The following is an 18,952-nucleotide window of genomic DNA, read 5'->3' on the forward strand; positions in this document are numbered from 1 at the left end:
CAAACAGCCAGACAGATGGTGGAAAATATTCGTGCAAGGTCGAGATCCGTTCAGTTATCTGTCGCCATTGCCGTGACGGTGGCGTCGATATCAGCGGGTGATGCTCCCCGTGGGAATGCAAGTGCCACAGCGTCGAGTCCCTTGATTTCGGTGAACGTCTGGAGCTGCTCGCGGGCCCGTTCGGGCGTGCCCGCAACGGCGAGTTCATCAAGCAGTTCGTCTTCGATCAATGCTATTGCGGCCGCCTGATCACCGCTGGCCCAGCGTGCGGCAATCTCGTTTGCTTCCGTTTCGTAGCCCTGTCTGGCAAGCGATTTGCGATAGTACGTTCCCATCGCCCCCACGTAAAACGCGAGATGCTGTGCCGCCAGTTCGCGAGCACGGTCCCCATCTTCGAGCACGCAGCAGGGTAGCGAGAGTGAGACCCGGATATCGTCGGGTGACCTGTCACCCAGTTCCGCGCCTCTTCGAAGGTCGCCGAGTCGCTCGCGGAGCCCATCGGGTGTGAAGGTTGTGGCGTGCCATCCGTCGGCGAACCGGCCCGCGAGTTCGACGGATTTCGGGCCCATCCCAGCGACATCGATCGGTGGCGGCGTCTCCGGTGGATCAAATCGGAGTCGGAACCCCGAAAGTGAGTAGATGTCACCGTCGTACTCCAGCCCTTCGCCCGCGACGACACGCTCGATGATCTCGACGTATTCGCGGGTACGTCGCAGGGGACGATCGAACGATTCGCCGTGCCATCCTTCGATCACGGCGGGGCCGCTCGGACCGATCCCCAGACGGAAACGGCCGTTGGACACCTCCTGAAGCGTCGCCGCGGTCTGGCCGAGCAGCGCGGGCGAGCGCGAAAAGACGTTCGCGATGCTGGTTCCGAGTTCGATCCGATCGGTGCGCTCGGCGAGCGTCGTCAGCGTCGTGACACCATCACGACCCCAGGTTTCGGGCATCCACGCGCGGACGTAGCCCTCCGATTCGGCGTGCTGGGTGATCTCGGCGATGCCATCGATACTGCTCTGTGCGGCTACTGGAAGGTGGATCTCTCGGTCTGTCATTGGTTCGGTGATTTCATGAGGTCGGGTGCGCCAGCCGCACGAATCGTCTCGCCGACGATGTAGGATGCAGCCGGACTCGCCAGAAACTGTGCGATATCCGCGATCTCCTCGCTCAGCCCGATCGTTCGGTCGACCGTGTCACGATCGATTTCGTCGGCAGTGACGCCCATCTGTGATTCGACGCCGGGCGTCGCCACGTAGCCGGGTGCGATACAGTTGACGCGGACGTCGTCGCTCGCCCACTCGTGTCCGAGCGTCGTCGTGAGGTTGATCACCGCGGCCTTCGCGGCGGCGTAATGGCTCATATACGGAGCGCCGTCCTGTCCCGCCTCGCTGGAGAGGTTGATGACACTGCCACCGCCGTCTTTCAGGTACTCGCCTGCGGCCTGCGTGCAGTGATAGGTCCCGGTGAGATTGATATCGACGATCGTCGCCCAGCCATTCGGGCTGATACCGTCGAAGTTCGCCATGAACGAGGCACCGGCGTTGTTGACCAGCACGTCGAGGCCGCCGAACTCCTCGACCGTCGTTTCGACCAGTGCCTCGACCGCATCTCTGTCGGTGACATCGCACTCGACCGCCAGCGCGGATCCGGGGCGATCGCTCTCTGTGATCGACTCGGCTACGGCATCGACGTTGTCCTGCTCGCGCGAACAGATCACGACGTCGAGTCCGTCCGCGGCGAACCGCTCGGCAATAGCCTTGCCGATACCGCTGGAGGACCCAGTGACGATCGCAGTCGACCCGTCGATGCTGAACTGTGTGTCAGTCATACAGCACCCCGTATAAACCGATCAGTGAGACTCATGCACACTGCATGATACACAATCAATTGTGATAAAGTTTCTCCGGGCGGGACGGTCCTCAGGCATCCGGGACTTCGATGGACACACCCGTCGCAAAGCCCACAGGGATCGTGCCGTCGGATCGACGTCCAGCTACCACCAGTTCGTCCTCTTCATAGGTCGTCGCGAGCACCACACCGTCTGCGTCGTGGAGTCGTTTCTGGTCGATAAGTTCACCGTCGGAATCGATGATACCCAGCCACGCACTGTCGTCGCGCTGACCGCCAAGGACGTAGTATCCCTCCCCGATGTGATCAACCGTCCGTATCGATGCCCCCTCGATTCGCTGTTGCCAGTCAAACGACCCGTCCTGCAGGTACCCGAGCCAGCCGTCTCCAGTAAGAACGTTCGTCCGGAACGGCCGGGCGTACTCGTAGCTCCCGACAGTTCCGGCCGCAAGGACGTCCGCTCCGTTCAGCGCGAGATCCTCGATTACCCGGTTTTGCCGGTCACTATCCTCGTCTAGCTCTCGATCGTCGTACACCTCCCACCGTTTCTCGCCTTCCTCATCGACGGCGAGGATCCACGGTTCCGAGGGAGCCACCGACGAATCCTCACCGAGTGTCGTCGTGCCAGCCAGCAGGTAACCCTCCTCAACCCGTGTGATCGTCGTCAACCGGTCGTGCCGATCGTCCTCAGTCCAGTCCGTGTGCGTGGTATCGGCCGTATTGTACGTTTGCTCCCACTCTCGTTCGCCGTCCGCAGCGATTTTCGCCAGCCAGCCGTCGCCATGCCGTGTATCGACGAACTCGGAGCCGAGTGTGACGCCAGCGAGAACAGCACCGTCGTCATCGGTGGCCACGCCGTCAAGAAAGACATCCCGAAAGGAGTTAACCTCCGGTCGGGTGTATTCGGCGTCCCATTCCTCGGCTCCGTCCCCGTCGACTCGTCTGACCCACGCTGTCTTGCTATCGGGAGAGATGTCGTGCGTCCAGCCAACGAGCAATCTACCGTCGTCGACCGGGAGGACGAGTTCGATCGAATCGTGGACGGCGTATCCTTCGTCGACATCTTGTCTCGATAGATTCAGTTCAGAGACGTAAGTATGGGCAGTTGTTTCGCTTTCAGGGTCGGCACCGTCGACGAGCCAGCCGACCCCCGCGTCGTCCTCGTCCAACTGGACGCCGCCGAGTTCAAGACCCCCATCTTCGCGGTTCACAGCCGTGAACGTCCCGGCACGATCGTTACCGTACCTAGTGTCCCAGTCGATTGAGAATAGGTCCATCGATTCCTCACCCTCCGCCTCATCCCCGTCGTCAGGTGGGTCGTCCCCGTCCTCTTCGTCGTCCTCCAGTTCATCGTCGTCGAGTGCGCTACTCGTCGCGACTATTGCCGCGGAGAGCGCAGTGAGACTGCCAGCCCCGAGGAGCCCGAGCAGTTGCCTTCTGTTCGGTCCCGGCGAGGCGGCTTCTCCATTGGACATCGCGGAATCGCACGGAGCGTTCCTGATTAGTTATACGGGTTCAAACAGGAGTAAGTCGGGCTTACAGTCCAGTCGCCACACAACCCGGATACGACCGATACGACGCCAAAGCGCAAACGGTACCTTAACTATCCCCGCTTTCATACGACTGTAACCGATGGAAGAGCGCACCCGAGCGTACCTCCGCGGTCGGTTCCGAGACTACTATCGGCGGACAGCGGTCTCGCCGCCGCCGGACGCGAACCTGCGCGAGTGGGGATTTATCCCGTGGACAAGCGGCTCCGGCACCACGATGGTGCGCCACCGTTCACTGCTTGATATCGGAGCAGTCGACGACTTCCTCGCACGAAAGCGCCCGCGTCACGTCTACTTTTCAGCGGGGCGGTACGACGATCCGGGTGCTGGAAAGATGCAACAGAAGGGCTGGCGGAGTTCGGATCTCGTCTTCGATCTCGACGCCGACCATCTCCCCGGCGTCTCTCCGGAAGAGGATAGCTACGAGGACATGCTGGCGACCTGCAAAGAGGCTCTTTTCAGGCTACTGGATTTTCTGGAGTCCGATTTCGCGTTTGAAGACATGACCATCGTCTTCTCTGGTGGACGTGGTTATCACGTTCACGTGCGCGACGAGGGGATTAGACGGCTCGACCGGGACGACCGCCGCGAGATCGTCGATTACGTCCGCGGGATCGACGTCGAGTTCGAGAACCTCGTCGAGCACGAGGCAGTTGGTGGCACCGCCGGACGCTCCAGTCCGGCACACAAGCGGTCGCTGATCACCGATGGGGGCTGGAGCGGCCGTGTCCACAGACGGCTGGTTGACCTCGTCGACGAACTGCTCGCGCTCCCCGAGGACGACGCGATCGACCGGCTTCAGGAGTTCGAACGGATCGGCGAGGGGAAATCAACCGCTGCGCTCACCGCGGCGCGGAACAACTACGATGAGATCGTGGCAGGCAACATCGACGTGCATCCAGCCTTCTATCAGGTCGCACGACTGCTAACCGAGGACGTGATCGAAACGGAAAGCGCCCCGATCGACGAGCCGGTAACCACGGATACGAATCGCTTGATCCGCCTACCGGGGAGCCTGCACGGCGGGTCCGGTCTTGTCGTCTCCCGGATCGAGCGCGACGCGCTCGACACGTTCAGGCCGCTCGACGATGCCATTCCCGACCCGTTTGTCGGCCAGGAGATCCGGATCGACGTGCCCGATCTCGACGCCCTGCCGGGGACCGGAACCGACCGCGGCGAGATCCGACTTGGCGGCGATAGCTTTACAATTACGGAGGGTGCACAGACAGTACCCGAGTTCGTGGGCGTCTATCTGATGGCCCGCGGTCACGCTGAAAAGGAAAAAGAATGAACCTCGACGATTTGCGCTCCGTACAAAGCAAAGAGCGTCAGAAAGACAGCTTGCAGCACCTGCGCGACTCGTTTTACGAGGATGTCGGTAACTACATTGCCAACCTCAAAAACGAACGTGAACGGGCCGCCGAGCGAGCGGACGACCCCTTTTCTTCGACGGAGGTCAGCCAGCTAACTGATGAGATCGAGACTGCCGAAGAGGTCGTCGAGGCGGTCTACGAACGCCGAATGGGCAAAATCGTCAAGCGCGCGAGCCTCGCCGCGGCGGGAATGCCCGCCGACGAAGAGGGCCTGACGAGCGAGGAGTCCGAGTTATTCGGCGACCTCGTCGACCGCATCGAGAGGAACAAAGATCACGTGCTCGACATCCTCGCCGGGGAGACGAACCCGGTATCGGATGAAGGCGAGGATACTGAAGCAACCGGTGGTCGGCCTCAGGATCACGGTGCGGACCAGCCCTCCGGCGAGCCGACACCGGACCGGGCCGAATCGGCTGATGACGCTCCACCGGCACCGCCGGACCGACCCCCCGAGGTTCCGCCCGAAGACGTCGAAACCGTCAACAATACCGATATCGACGCCGCCGATCTCATGGGCGGTGAGGCAAGCGACGGCTCTGACCCACCCGTGAAAGCATCGCGCGACGGGACCACGCGCCAGGAGGATCCGGCCCCAGGTGGGGATCCCCCAGGAGATGACGCCGGGAGAGCACCGGAGATACCGCCGGAAGGAGGTACACCAACGAACGGCGCAGAAGCATCGCCAGCAACCGACGATACTGACCGAACGACGGTCCGGATCACCGAGGAGATCGGCGAGATATTCGGCGTCGACGACAGGGAGTACGAACTGGATGCAGAGGACGTCGTAACGCTCCCCACGGTCAACGCCGAACCGCTGGTCGAACAGGACGCTGCACAGCGGATCGATTGATCACTGGCTTCCCGTACCGAAACTCGCTTGTCTCTCACTGGCTGACTGTCTGTATGCTCGATACCGGAGATACTGCGCCAGCGTTCGAACTACAGGACCAGCACGGTGAGGCGGTTTCGCTCGAAGAGTTCGAGGGGCTGGTAGTCGTCTACTTCTATCCCCGAGCTGATACCCCTGGCTGTACTACGGAAGCGTGTAGGTTCCGGGACCGATGGGAGGAGTTCGAACAGCGCGGAATCGATGTGGTGGGAATCAGCGACGATCCGATCGACGATCTCGCCGACTTCGCGGGGGAGTACAACCTGCCGATCATGCTGTTGTCGGACGAAGACGGTACTGTCGCGAGCGCGTACGACTCCTACGGCGAAAAGTCGATGTTCGGCAACACCTTCGACGGCGTGTTCAGGAACACGTACGTCGTCGAGGACGGTGAGATCGTCGCCGTCTACGAGGGAGTTGATCCCAAGGGTCACGCCGACGAGATCCTCGCGAACCTGGCGTGAACTGCCGACTCCGTCCCGAGAACTTCGATCGTTGCTTGCTAGCCAGTACCACAACTCTCAATAGGGTTGGGTGTCGCCTGACTACCAGTAGAGTCCAATGGAACTCCGCCGGAAGTTCCTGTTGAGTCTGGCCCTCCTCGGCCTGGTCATCAGCGGAGTGATGTTCGTAACCTTCGAATCACAGCGATCGGCCGCGATAGCCGATGCACAGGCGGATGTCAACGACAGTGCAGACCAGACAGCATCGGTGCTGGACCGGCAACTTCAGGAGAATCATCGAACACTCCGGGTGGCTGCGGATGATCCACGGCTACTCGAACACGGCTCGGAGGAGCAGCGAGCAGCGATGGAGGGCGTATGGGGACTCAACGGGATCGGCGGTGTCTCGGTGGTTGACGCCGACGGCGAGATGGTTAATTTACTCACAGCCGAGGGCGAGTCGCCCGATGAGGTGATTGGACAGGATTATCGCGACCGCGAGTACGTAAGCAGAGCACTTGCAGGTGACGAGCATGTCAGCGAGCCGATTCTAGCTGATACGGGGAACAGAATCGTCGTACTGAGCGTCCCTATCTACGATGACGACGAGGTCGTTGGGACGCTCAACGCCGCGCTGTATCTGGACGGGACGTTCTTCGAATCGGCAGTCAGCCGTCAGGACACAGCGGAGACGACAGTATCAGTACAGTTTGGCGGAGAGACACTATTCGAGCGACAGGATCGGTTCGACACGACGATCAGTGGCTCCGCTATCGTCCCCAGCACCGGCTGGGTCGTCACGGTCGACCAACGTGAGTCGGCGGTGACCGAACAGGTCCATCAGCTGGCGCTCGTACAATCAGTCTTGGCACTCGTCTTGCTCGCCGCAGTAGGTGGGTTCGGGGGATGGATATATCGAAACCATATTCGACAGACAGAACGGCTTCAGATGCGTCTGGAGCGACTCGAACGCCGGCAGTACGACCAGAAGATACCACTTACCGGGAGCCCGGAATGGGTCGAGATCAGCGACGCGGTCGATCGACTTACCGCAACGCTCGCCCGACGTGAACAGATGTTGCTCGTACTAAATCGCCTGTTGCGCCACAACCTGCGGAACACACTCAACGTTGTGATGGGTCAGGCAGAGCAACTCGAAACGGACGACGACAGTGGAACAGCCGAGATTGCCGAGGCGTGTGACCAGCTTCTAACCCTGAGCGACCGGGCGCGAATGACCGAAAAACTGCTCATGAGGGGTGCCACTGATCACGACAAGACCGCCGATCTCATCGAAATCGCCGAACGGCAGGTGGCGGCCTTTCAGGAACGGTACCCGGATGCCAGCGTGACGCTCGATCACCCAGAGTCTGCCCCCGTCGCTGTCGGTCCCGACTTTCCAACCGCAGTCGACGAAGTCCTGACGAACGCCGGAGAACACGCAGGATCGGAGCCGGCTGTTGACATCACGATCAGCCAGCACGACGGGACGATTTCGTTGGCTATCAGTGATGATGGAGACGGGATACCCCCGGACGAACGGCTAGTGGTCAGCGGCGAGCAACGGATCTCGCATCTCCACCATAGCGGTGGGCTCGGTCTCTGGCTCGTTGACTGGATCGTTTCACAGTCGGGTGGAGCAGTCGAGATCCGATGTAATTCGGGGACAACAGTAGTCATCACCATTCCTGCAGCCGAGGGTGATGGGTGATCGCAGTAGCCACCCGATTATATAATATAGTGCTACTCGGAACATAATAAATAATTTATCGCTAGAGGACAGCGGGGATAGTATGAGCACCGAGGATCTGCGTGGACAACTGGAACGTGTCGGGGATCGGTTCGATCTCGGTGAGTACGAGATCGATGCCTATCTGGCAGTGCTGGAACAGGGAACACTGACCGCAAGTGAAATAGCGGAACGTACGGAGATCCCACAGCCACGTGTGTACGATACGGTTCGGAGTCTCAGCGACCGGGGGCTGGTAGAGCTCCGAGAGTCTCGACCGATGAAGATCACGGCCGTCGATCCATCTATGGCCTTCGGGGAGGTCACAGAGTCCATTGACGAGATGATCGCCGAACTCGACGCGCGCTACACAGCACCGGCACGTGACACCGAGGCGGTATCGCTTGTCAAATCCCGATCGACGATTCTCAAATACGTCGAGGATGCCATCGAGTCGGCCGAGTACGAACTCGCGTTATCACTGACCCCCGAACTTCTAGAGCGGTTCGAGGAGCAACTGAGAAGACAGTGTGCAAGTGGAGTGACTATCGATCTATTGCTCACCCCAGCAGCGGAGGTCCCGGACCCGGCCGAGTATGGGTATCTCGACGTTGCGACCACCGTCCGGGCCAGAAACGGTATCACTACACCGATCATTGCCGTTGCGGACTGGGAGTACTCTGTCTACGCCACACAGGACGCCATCCGAAACAACGAACGGGACCGTTACGGCGTGATCTTCAACCGCTCCGCGCTCGGCTTTCTCGTGTCGGGCTTTTTCGGGACCGTACTCTGGACGACCGCTTCGAGGACGCTCGCGGAAAACGGTGCGGGCCGGTCGTTTCCCCGCCGCTACGCTTCGATCCGGCGATGTGTCAAGGACCTCCACAACGACGGCGGAGAGTTCCATGCAACGATCGAAGGCCGGGACGTCGAAACCGGACGCAAACGCAGTGTAAGCGGCAAAATTATCGATGTGGAATTCGACCCGTCGGAGCAGGTAGCGGGACTCACCGTCGATACCGGCGACGAACGGCTTGCCATCGGTGGGCTGGTCGCCGCCTTCGAGGATATCGAGGCGCACGAAATCCACGTTGGACGGGAGCGGCCTCCCGATGTCGGACGTTGAGGGACACGGCGGAGGACGGATCTGCCGCAGTCCCTACTCTTTTATAACTGATGTTGTACTCATATGTATGACGAACGTGACAGGCGGAAGAGTACGGCTGGTATCCGATATGGACAGGCAGCCAGTCCGGAACAGGAAACCGAAAGTAACGGATTCTCTCACAACCAATAGGTACTAACAATGGAACAAGACGAGTTGACGACCGTCCTTCAGGACGCTGGGCTCTCGCCGTATCAGGCCGAGGCGTACGTGACGCTACTTGAACTCGGTTCAGCGTCCGCAACGGATCTCGCTGATCTTAGTCAGGTTCCGGACCCACGAATCTACGACGTGCTCCGCGATCTGGAGTCGAAAGGATTCATCGAGACTTACGAGCAGGACAGTCTCCACGCCCGCGCCCACGATCCCGACGAAGTGCTTGCCGATCTTCGCTCGCGCGCATCGAAATTCGAGAGTGCCGCCAGCGAGATCGAAGAGCGCTGGAGCCAGCCGGAGGTAGGCCAGAGCAAAGTGAGCATTGTCTCGCGCTTCGAGACCGTTATCGACAGTGCAAAGCGATATATCGGAGACGCGGATAATCAGGTTCAGCTTGCCGTCACGCCCACACAGTTCGAGGCGCTACGTCCGGCGCTCGTCGACGCAATAGACAGGGGCGTGCTGGTCAAACTCTCGCTCCACTCTGCTGGCCGTGACGAGGTCGACTTGAACACGGTGTCCGGTGCATGTACGGAAGCCCGACACCGTCCACTCCCCTCGCCGTTCGTCGTGATCGTCGATAGAAAACAGACATGTTTCGCGCCACACAGCGACTCGATCAATCAGTACGGTGTCCTCGTTGACGATCGAAGCCACACCTACGTGTTTCACTGGTTCTTCCTCACATCTCTGTGGGACGTCTGGGAGCCGCTATACACGGCTTACGACGAGGATCGACCGGACAGTTACGTCAATCTTCGATACTTCGTGCGCGACGTCAAACCGATGTTCGACAACGGGGCAGAAATCAGTCTCGAAATCGTTGGCGTCGACACGTTGACAGGACGTTCACGGACGGTTCGGGGGGAACTCGTTGACATCAGTACGACCAACGAGTTCGACCAGATCGACCGGGAGCAAACGTCGCCCCCATCGGTCGCCGAGTTTGCGGGCGTCGCCGCGGTCAGCGTCGACACCGGTGACGAGGTTATTTCGGTCGGTGGTTGGGGCGCGACCATGGAAGACGTCGAAGCCGAGCGGATCACGGTGACGAGCTTCGACTCGGAGTGAACGGCCTCCGTCCACATTTCCCGGTCGTGCAAAAGGCTATACTGCCAGCCCGTGAACGATATGATCTAGCATGACGGGCATCGAGTACGACGACTTTCTTGACTCGGCGTACGAACCGGTCGAAACTGACCTCATCTGCGAGTTCCGTCTCGATCCGGCTGCAGGAATGAGTATGGACGAGGCGGCGAGCCGCGTTGCGTCCGAAAGCTCAAACGGAACGTGGGCCCCCCTGCAGGCCGGCGAGGACGTCACCGATCTCAGTGCCGTCGCCTTCGATATTGACGCCGATCGTGCGCTGGTCGCATACCCGGCCGCGCTGTTCGAGGCCGGGAGCCTCCCGCAGATCCTCTCGTGTATCGCCGGGAACATTCTGGGGATGAAAGCGGTCGACTCGATCCGGCTGATGGACTGTGAGTGGCCCGCCTCGCTCGTTGAGGGGTTTCGTGGCCCCCAGTTCGGCTCGGAGGTCCGGTCGGAGTTACTCGACGCCGACGGCCGGCCGATCACGGCAACCGTCCCGAAGCCGAAAGTCGGGCTATCGACCGACCGGCACGTCGAGATCGGTCGGGAGGCCTGGCGTGGCGGTGTCGACTTGCTCAAAGACGACGAGAACCTGACCGATCAGGCCTTTAATCCCTTCGAGGAGCGCGCCAGACGGAGCCTGGCTGCGCGCGACGAACTCGAAGACGAAACGGGCGAGCGAAAGGGATATCTGATCAACATCACCGCAGAAACCGACGAGATGGTCCGGCGGGCCGAGTTCGTCGCCGACCACGGCGGTCGATTCGTGATGGTCGACATCATCACGACGGGCTGGGCCGCAGTCCAGACCGTCCGTGAGGCCTGTGAGGAGCTTGGGCTGGCGATCCACGCCCACCGCGCCATGCACGCCGCCTTCGACCGGCTCGATCATCACGGCGTCTCGATGCGCTGTCTCGCGCAGTTCGCGCGGCTTGCGGGCGTCGACCACATCCACACCGGGACGGCGGGGCTCGGGAAGCTCGCAAACGAAGATACAGTCGGTATCAACGAATGGCTCCGGAGCGACCTCCACGGACTGAACGATGTTCTCCCGGTCGCATCCGGTGGACTCCACCCTGGCATCGTCGATCAGTTGCTCGACGCCGTCGGAACCAACGTCTGCGTACAGGCTGGCGGGGGAATCCACGGCCATCCCGACGGAACAGAGGCGGGCGCACGCGCGCTCCGGGAAGCGGTCGAGGCCCACGTCGATGGCGAGTCACTGGAGCGCCGCGCAGAAACGGTCCCGGAACTCGCCGTGGCGCTGGACGAGTGGGGAACCGAGACGCCTCGATAGACGATACTGTTTCCGCTAGGAACGATCTACTTCGGCGTCGCCACGACCGCCAGATGGTCGTCGTGGAACGGCTCCATCCGCGCGGTTTCGAGAATCTCGTACCCGTTCTCCAGGGTCGCCAGAACCCCCTCGAAGACGTCGTTGGGATCGGCCGTGACGTCCTCGCTTCGTGCCTTGAATGCGGCGACGAGCCGTCCGTCGTGGGCGAGAAACCGCCTATTTTCGAGCGCGACGCGAGCCTGCCCGCTCGTTGCGACGTCCTGCACGATCGCGTCGAGCTCGCTTTCGACGACGTGGGCGTACCGCTCCGGCATCCGGGCGTCTTTCACCAGCGGGAACAGCCGCTTGCGGCTCTCGGCGACGTCGAGCAGGTCTCTGGCGGGTCGCGTGGCAAACTCGACTGCGTACGTCGGCCCGGCGAAGTCGGCGACATGGCTCACCGTAGTCCCACTTGCAGCACCCAGATAGAGAACGTGATCGTCGTCTTCGAGGCCCGTCTCCATCTCCAGTTCGAACATCGCGCCGAGTTTCGATCGGCGGGCGTCCCAGAGTCGCCAGTCGCCGTCGGTCGGCTCGCCGTAGACCGGCTGGCCGCGGGTAGCGAGTCGCTCCTCGCCGTCGAACTCCCGGCGCGTGACGCTTTCTGGCAAACTCATTCCGACTCACCCCGCGTGCGGATCCGCTCGATACGCCGATCGAGTTCGGCTTCCAGCTCGGCGTTGTACTCGCCGGAGTAATAATCGATCCGGGCGGCGATCGAGAGCTTCCCGGCGAGGGCGCGCGCAGCGGAGCCGCGTTCGTCCGGTTCCGTCGCGCGGACGTACTCGTGCGTGAAGATGACGCCGTGTTTCGGCGAGGTCCCGTGCCCCCGGAGGTGGGCAAACAGCGCGTCTTCCGCGCCGAGAACCTGAACGGTCCCGCTTGGCTTCTTTGCCAGCGACTCCAGATCGCCAGCAAGCGAGATCAGTCGTGCGGCAAGGACGGGTCCGGCGAGCGCCGCGAGGTTCGGTGCGACGTCCGGCGCACGGCGCTCGATGAACGTGCGTAGCTCTTCGGCCTCGTCAGTCAGGCCGACGATGCGTTCGGCGAGCGAGACGAGCCGTGGCTCGTGGTCGTCAGAGCCCGCAATCTCGCGGGCATACTCGACGCCAGAACCAGCCTCGTCGTCCAGACTCCCAGCCCACTCGGTGAGTCGTTCAGCGAGTTCGTTGGCGACCCGGTCACAGTCATCCATCGAGCGAACGGCGTGGATCAACTGACGGTCGTCTGCCCGCTCTCGCTCGGTGACTGTATCCCGGGCGGCCCGAAGCGTCGCCGCTCTGAGTGTGTCGTAGTACGCTTGCTCGTCCGGTACTGCTCCCGACTCGACTGCGAGTACTGGCCACGCCTCCGGCGTCTCTGCCTCGCCGGTCCGGATCCGTGCTGCGGCAGCCTCCGCCTCCATCTGATCTACATCGGCGAACCAGCCGGCGGACGCAACGTCCTCGTTCATACCCGTGCTTGTCGGTCCCGCCCCATATCCCTCCCGATACGTTACGCTCTCTCGGACGAAGAACTGTTCGGATCCGTGCCCTGGCGCGCCGGTACGTTCAACACGCCACACTGGTTACGACAACACAATGGCGACCGACTCGGAGCCGCTGGCGTCGACCCGACTGCTACTTGCAGGAACCGAATCGTGGATCGGGGAGTTCGAAACGGCACTGGAAACACGGACCGGTGCCACAGTCCAGTGCGCGTCGGCTGCGTCAGCAGCAGTAGAAGCCGCGCGTGCCGGGAGGATAGACTGTCTCGTGACGTCGAAGGAACTGGAGGACTCGACCGGGATCGATCTGCTTCGAACGGTTCGAGACGCCTCGGACACGATTCCTGTCATACTCTGTACGAGTTTCGGCGACGAGTCCGTCGCTAGCGAGGCGATCGCGGCTAACGCCTCCGGGTACCTCCCAGTCGATACGTTCGGTGACGCCGAAATCGAGTCGCTTATTCAGCGTATTACACAAAGCGTCGGGAGAGCACGTCGTGAAGAACGACAGCGAGACCGGGCGAGACAGTTCGATGCCATCTTTCAGGACCCTCGTACTGCGACGTGGGTGCTGGACCCGGACGGGGCGCTACGGCGAGCGAACAAAACAGGAGGTGAAATGATCGATGAGGATGTCGAATCGGTTCTCGGTGAAGAGTTCTGGCGACTCCCGTCGTGGTCTGCCGACCAAGGAGTACAGGCGGACGTCCGCCGGATCGTCGAAACGGCTATCGAAGGGCGGTTCGGCAACGCAGTCGTAACCCGGACGTTCGATCCGGACGTGCAAGTCGTCGACCTCTCGGCCAGACCGGTCCACGACGATCGAGGGCAGGTCCGATCGATCGTCGTCGAGGCAGTCGATATCTCTGAGCGAGTTGCGCTCGAACGTGATCTTCGCCGATCCGAAGAACTCCACCGGGTCACGCTCAACAACATGACGGATACGGTATTGATAACGGACGAGGAGGGGGAGTACACCTACGTCTGTCCGAACGTAAACTTCATTTTCGGCTACACTGCAGCGGAGATCCGCGAGCTGGGTTCAATCGAGGCTCTGCTCGGCGAGGACCTGTTCGACCGCGAGGAGCTGGCCGAGGAAGGTGTATTAAAAAACATCGAAGTCACCGCGACCGACAAGGCAGGCCGCGAGCACACGCTGCTCGTCAACGTCCGTGAAGTGTCGATTCAGGACGGGACGCTCCTGTACAGCTGTCGAGACGTGACGAAGCGAAAGCAACGAGAGGAGGCGCTCGCAACGCTACAGGAGACGGCGAGGGAGTTCCTGTACGCGGAGACCCAACAGGAGATCGCACAACAGGTTGTGGACGACACTGCTGGCGTACTGGATCTTGACGCGAGCGCAGTGTACCTGTTCGACGCGGAAACAAACGAGCTACACCCTGCAGCACAGTCGTCCACTATGGAGCGACTGGACGGACCGCTTCCCACTACACGGGCCAACGGTGAGGGTCTGGTTAGCCACAGTTTCGTCCAGAACGAGGCGATGTTCTTCGATGACGTCCACGAGTCAGCACGCCTTCAGGATCGGGTAACTGGACTCCGGAGTACGGCACACATCCCCCTCGGAGATCATGGGGTGTTCGTCGTCGGATCGTCATCCGTCAGTGAGTTCGACGACGTGTTGCGAGAGCTGGCGGATCTACTGGCTGCGACGGCGGAGGCAGCGCTCGACCGGGTTACCCGAGAGAGTCAACTCCGGAGACAGGACAGGGAATTACAGCAACAGAACGAGCAGCTCACCCGTCTGAACCGTATCAATGAGACGATTCGTGAGATCGATCAGGCGGTCGTACAGGCAGAGGCCAGCGAAGAGATAGACCATGCGGTATGTGATCTACTAACAGCCGATGATCGGTTTACGTTCGCCTGGATCGGCGAAGAGAATCCAGCAACAGGAGTCGTAGAACCGCGTGCCTGGGCGGGGGTAGAACAGGGATACCTGGACAGTGTGACGTTTACTGTGGATGAAACGGCAGTCGAGCCCGCGGGAAGAACAGCTGCCACGCGCGAGATTACCAACATTCCGAACGTTGCGGGCCGCCTCCGGGAGGAAGACTGGCGGACGGAAGCCCTCCCACGTGATTTCCTGTCGGTGATCAGCATTCCACTGGAGTACAATGATCTCTCATACGGGGTATTGAACGTCTACGCCGAGACGCAGGCTGCATTCGACGGAACGGTCCGTGCTGTATTACGCGAGCTCGGTGAGACAATTGCGTCCGCAACGAGTGCGATCGAGCGAAAGAACGCTCTGGTCACACGTTCGGTGACCAGTATCGAGTTCGAAATAGACGATCCGGGCTTTGTTCTCTCGAAAATCGCTCAAGAGAGCGAGTGTGAACTGTCCTATCAGGGTGGGATTCAGCAGACTGCCGACGGAAGCTACGTGATCGTGACCGTCGATGGGGCCGCGATCGATCGGGTCGAACAGGTTGCAGAGAGCCTGATCGGTGTCGACGAGGTTCGACAGATCAGTGGGGACGAGTCAGGTGGTGTGCTCGGTCTCAGACTTGCAGAGGCGTTCCTCGCCACCGAACTCGCCGATCACGGGGCCGTGTTCCGAAGCGCACGGGCGACGCCGGACTCGACGACACTGGTGGTCGAGGTCCCCGAGAGTGTCACGCCACGCCATATTAGCCAGCTCATCCACGAGTTGTTTACCGGCGTGGAGATCCGATCGAAACAGGACATCGATCGATCCTCAACGGGACCGGTTCGTTCGCGCGTCTTCGACGAATTGACCGACCGACAGCTAGAAGTGACCCAGACGGCTTACTACAGCGGATTTTTCGAGTCACCACGGGAACATACCGGGGCCGAAGTGGCCGAAATGCTTGGAATCTCCCCGCCGGCATTTTCTACACACATCCGGACAGTCGAACGAAAGCTATTTTCGGCACTGTTCGAGGAGGTGTAGTTCGCGAATATGTTTGTGGAGCCCATCTACGCACGGCTGTCGTCCGCTTTGCCGGAGATGGTTAATATATTAATAGCATGATTGATTTCTGGGTTTTCATATTAACAAGCATCTATTCCATCATCCCAGCGTAATGGATGTATACAGCACATGAGACTCGTGTGCTGGGACTACCTATGAGAGATGTCACCCAGGACGCCGGAACGGAAATGACGTATGAGTGCTTCGAGTGTGGAAATATCATCGTTGATCCGACCACGGCAGGGAACTGCCCGGAATGTAGTGGTGAACTTCGAAACCGGGGAATGCCGATCGAGTAACGATGGCCTCCGAGTCGAAGAGGCGTACTGACCGGGCAGCTGTTGAGCCCACCCCTGCGGAGGAATCAGCACTCGAGACGGCCCGACGACAGTTGAATCAGGCAGCAGCAAGACTGGAGATCGACCCTGCGATCGTCGAACAGCTCAGCCATCCAACGGCAGTACACGAGGTGACGGTGCCGATCGAACGGGACGACGGCTCAGTTGAGGTGTTTACAGGCTATCGAGCCCAGCACGATAGCGTCAAGGGTCCGTTCAAAGGAGGACTCCGATATCACCCCGAGGTAACCCGGGATGAGTGCGTGGGTCTCGCGATGTGGATGACCTGGAAGTGTGCGGTCATGGACCTCCCCTTCGGTGGCGCAAAAGGAGGTATCGCTGTCGACTCGAAGGCGCTGAGTGCTGGTGAAAAGGAGCGACTGACGCGCCGATTCACACAGGAAATCCGCTCCGTAATTGGTCCGACGAAGGACATCCCTGCTCCGGACATGGGGACGGACCCACAGACCATGGCGTGGGTGATGGACGCATACTCGATGCAAGAAGACGAGACGATACCGGGCGTCGTCACGGGCAAACCACCGGTCATCGGGGGGAGCGAAGGACGTGAGAAGGCCCCTGGCCGGAGTGTCGCGATCATTACTCGCGAGGCGATCGAGTACTACGGACGGGATATCGAACGGACCGATATTGCCGTTCAGGGCTACGGCAGTGTGGGGGCGAATGCGGCGCGCCTCCTCGACCGCTGGGGCGCAAACGTCGTCGCGATCAGCGATGTCACCGGCGGTATCTACGACCCAGCTGGGATCGAGACACACTCGGTCCCCTCTCACGACGAGGAGCCAGAAGCGGTGCTGGACCACGGCGCTCCACGTACGGTTACCAACGACGAGTTGCTCGAACTCGACGTCGACGTCCTGATCCCTGCGGCGGTCGGGAACGTACTTACCGAAGCCAACGCAGGCAATATCAGTGCGGAGCTGATCGTCGAGGGGGCCAACGGCCCCACGACGAGTCGGGGACAGGAAATCCTCACAGACCGAGGCGTCGCAGTAGTACCGGACATCCTTGCCAATGCTGGCGGCGTCACTGTGAGCTACTTCGAGTGGCTTCAGGATATCAACCGCCAGTCGTGGTCGCTCGAACGCGTCCACGAGGAACTCGAAAGCGAGATGCTTGCCGCATGGGATGCCGTCCGCACGGAAAAGGAGACAGGTGCGCCGACCTGGCGCGATGCAGCCTATGCGGTGGCACTGTCCCGTATCGCCGACGCCCACGACGTTCGTGGGCTCTGGCCCTGACTTGCCTTTTCTCAGTCGCCCGCCTGTAGTTCCAGCGACGGGTTCAACCTCCCGGTTTCGGCACGGATCCCGACCAGCAACACGACTCCGGCAACGAGCGGGATCAGCGCACAGGCGACGTAGATCGGCGCGAATCCGATACTCTCGCCCAGGGGGAGCGTGACGAGCGGTCCGAGCCCGCCGCCGATATCACCGAGCACGTTGTTCGTCCCCATCGCTCGTCCCATCCGCTGGTCAGGGGTGAGATCCGCGAGTAGTGCCATCATTGGCCCCCCGGTCCCGCCCTGTCCACCACCGATCAGGAGACAGGCGAGGATCAGTTGGGAGACAGAACTAGCTCCCGCCAGCAACACGAACCCCACGCCGGAGACGACCAGCGAAACGAGGATGATCGGGACACGATAGCCGTACAGATCGCTCAGTTTGCCGCCGCCGAGCATACAGACGGAGCCGGAGAGAACGGTTACCGCCATCAACAGCCCCGAGGTACCCTGTGCATCCAGGCCGAAGATCCCGATTTCTAGCTCGCCGAGGAAGACGACCAGCGTGGCGAACAGGGCACCGATATACGCGAAGAAGACGCCGAAGTTAACGAGTCCGACCGTCAGTGCGGGCGTCGACGTATCGATCTCCCACGGTTTGACTCCGCCCTTGCGACGTTCGATCGCCTCGCTGTGAGTTTCGGGCACGATCCAGTACGCGAGGACTCCCGCAAAGAGTGCAAAGGCTGACGCAAGGACGAACGCTGCTTCGACGCTGTACAGATCGCTGACTAGCCCGCCGAGCACCAGTCCGGCGGGGAAACCAAAGGTGATCCCGGCACGGACGATGCCCATGCTCGTCCCGCGTGATTCCGACTCGCTGACGTCTGCTGTAATCGTGTACGCCGTCGCGAAGACGAGCGCGCTCCCGACGCCCCAGAGGATTCGGGCGAGCAGGAACCAGATCTCCGGAGCTGGAGCGATGACGGCGACCACATAGCCAAGCGTTGCGATCCCTTCGATAAACAGCCCCGCGACAAAGGGCGTCCGCGTGCCAATCCGGTCGACGAGTGCCCCAGCAGGAGCGTTTGCAAACAGCCGGGAGAACCGGTTGGCACTCAGGATGACACCGACGAGAAACGGTGAGATACCCAGCACTACCCCGAGATTCGGCAGGATCGGGAAGATAACGCCGCCGCCGAAACCGACGAAGAACGTGCAGGCGATCACCGCGTAGACGACTCGACGCTCGGAGCTCACTCTATTGACTGACTGGTCAGTCAGCCTGTTAACGGATTCGGTATCCGCGAGCAATCGCTCGGTCGGGCTCGACCGGACT

16 protein-coding genes are annotated in these 18,952 nt (G+C 61.0%); 10 read left to right on the plus strand and 6 right to left on the minus strand.

What is annotated here, in order from left to right:
- Positions 1–50 precede the first annotated feature (50 nt).
- The 3 genes from AArcS_RS07570 to AArcS_RS07580 all read right to left on the minus strand — a co-directional run bounded on the left by AArcS_RS07570 (position 51) and on the right by AArcS_RS07580 (position 3,323).
- Positions 51–1,055, minus strand: coding sequence for a TIGR04024 family LLM class F420-dependent oxidoreductase (locus tag AArcS_RS07570; protein WP_238479876.1), 1,005 nt, complete (start codon positions 1,053–1,055; stop codon positions 51–53).
- On the minus strand, positions 1,052–1,828 hold the full coding sequence (locus AArcS_RS07575; RefSeq protein ID WP_238479877.1) for an SDR family NAD(P)-dependent oxidoreductase: 777 nt from the start codon (positions 1,826–1,828) through the stop codon (positions 1,052–1,054). The genes AArcS_RS07570 and AArcS_RS07575 overlap by 4 nt, the downstream gene beginning before the upstream one ends.
- Positions 1,829–1,919: 91 nt before the next feature.
- The gene (locus AArcS_RS07580) at positions 1,920–3,323 is read right to left on the minus strand and encodes a hypothetical protein (protein ID WP_238479878.1); all 1,404 of its coding nucleotides are present in this window, start codon (positions 3,321–3,323) and stop codon (positions 1,920–1,922) included.
- A gap of 157 nt (positions 3,324–3,480) precedes the next feature.
- Between AArcS_RS07580 and priS the strand changes: the two genes are divergently transcribed.
- The 7 genes from priS (at position 3,481) to rbcL (ending at position 11,548) form a co-directional block, all read left to right on the plus strand.
- On the plus strand, positions 3,481–4,689 hold the full coding sequence (gene priS, locus AArcS_RS07585; protein WP_238479879.1) for a DNA primase small subunit PriS: 1,209 nt from the start codon (positions 3,481–3,483) through the stop codon (positions 4,687–4,689).
- Entirely contained in the window at positions 4,686–5,624 is a 939-nt protein-coding gene (locus AArcS_RS07590; RefSeq protein ID WP_238479880.1) for a DNA replication complex subunit Gins51, read from the plus strand. The genes priS and AArcS_RS07590 overlap by 4 nt, the downstream gene beginning before the upstream one ends.
- A 53-nt stretch (positions 5,625–5,677) precedes the next feature.
- Positions 5,678–6,127, plus strand: a complete 450-nt coding sequence (bcp, locus tag AArcS_RS07595; protein ID WP_238479881.1) for a thioredoxin-dependent thiol peroxidase — start codon at positions 5,678–5,680, stop codon at positions 6,125–6,127.
- Between the two features lie 97 nt (positions 6,128–6,224).
- Positions 6,225–7,817, plus strand: a complete 1,593-nt coding sequence (locus AArcS_RS07600; RefSeq protein WP_238479882.1) for a sensor histidine kinase — start codon at positions 6,225–6,227, stop codon at positions 7,815–7,817.
- Between the two features lie 82 nt (positions 7,818–7,899).
- Positions 7,900–8,964, plus strand: coding sequence for an HTH-type sugar sensing transcriptional regulator TrmB (gene trmB / locus AArcS_RS07605; RefSeq protein WP_238479883.1), 1,065 nt, complete (start codon positions 7,900–7,902; stop codon positions 8,962–8,964).
- A gap of 180 nt (positions 8,965–9,144) precedes the next feature.
- Positions 9,145–10,230 (plus strand): TrmB family transcriptional regulator, encoded by a 1,086-nt coding sequence (locus AArcS_RS07610; RefSeq protein WP_238479884.1) that lies wholly within the window; start codon positions 9,145–9,147, stop codon positions 10,228–10,230.
- A gap of 70 nt (positions 10,231–10,300) precedes the next feature.
- Positions 10,301–11,548 carry a type III ribulose-bisphosphate carboxylase gene (gene rbcL, locus AArcS_RS07615; RefSeq protein ID WP_238479885.1) on the plus strand — a complete coding sequence of 416 codons (1,248 nt, stop codon included), beginning with the start codon at positions 10,301–10,303 and terminating at the stop codon, positions 11,546–11,548.
- A gap of 26 nt (positions 11,549–11,574) precedes the next feature.
- Here the strand turns inward: rbcL and AArcS_RS07620 are convergent, their stop codons facing one another.
- Positions 11,575–12,204, minus strand: coding sequence for a fibrillarin-like rRNA/tRNA 2'-O-methyltransferase (locus AArcS_RS07620; protein WP_238479886.1), 630 nt, complete (start codon positions 12,202–12,204; stop codon positions 11,575–11,577).
- On the minus strand, positions 12,201–13,040 hold the full coding sequence (locus AArcS_RS07625) for an NOP5/NOP56 family protein (RefSeq protein WP_238479887.1): 840 nt from the start codon (positions 13,038–13,040) through the stop codon (positions 12,201–12,203). Before AArcS_RS07625 ends, AArcS_RS07620 begins: the two co-directional genes overlap by 4 nt.
- Before the next feature lie 127 nt (positions 13,041–13,167).
- Between AArcS_RS07625 and AArcS_RS07630 the strand changes: the two genes are divergently transcribed.
- From AArcS_RS07630 to gdhB, 3 genes are all read left to right on the plus strand, one after another.
- On the plus strand, positions 13,168–16,011 hold the full coding sequence (locus AArcS_RS07630) for a bacterio-opsin activator domain-containing protein (RefSeq protein WP_238479888.1): 2,844 nt from the start codon (positions 13,168–13,170) through the stop codon (positions 16,009–16,011).
- Between the two features lie 209 nt (positions 16,012–16,220).
- On the plus strand, positions 16,221–16,331 hold the full coding sequence (locus tag AArcS_RS07635) for a rubrerythrin-like domain-containing protein (protein ID WP_310736993.1): 111 nt from the start codon (positions 16,221–16,223) through the stop codon (positions 16,329–16,331).
- Between the two features lie 2 nt (positions 16,332–16,333).
- Positions 16,334–17,632, plus strand: a complete 1,299-nt coding sequence (gene gdhB, locus AArcS_RS07640) for a glutamate dehydrogenase GdhB (RefSeq protein WP_238479890.1) — start codon at positions 16,334–16,336, stop codon at positions 17,630–17,632.
- Positions 17,633–17,643: 11 nt separating this feature from the next.
- Here gdhB and AArcS_RS07645 read toward each other — a convergent pair whose 3' ends face one another.
- Entirely contained in the window at positions 17,644–18,873 is a 1,230-nt protein-coding gene (locus AArcS_RS07645) for an MFS transporter (RefSeq protein ID WP_238479891.1), read from the minus strand.
- Between the last annotated feature and the right edge of the window lie 79 nt (positions 18,874–18,952).

The organism is Natranaeroarchaeum sulfidigenes (assembly GCF_017094485.1).
Classification (GTDB): Archaea; Halobacteriota; Halobacteria; order Halobacteriales; family Natronoarchaeaceae; genus Natranaeroarchaeum; species Natranaeroarchaeum sulfidigenes.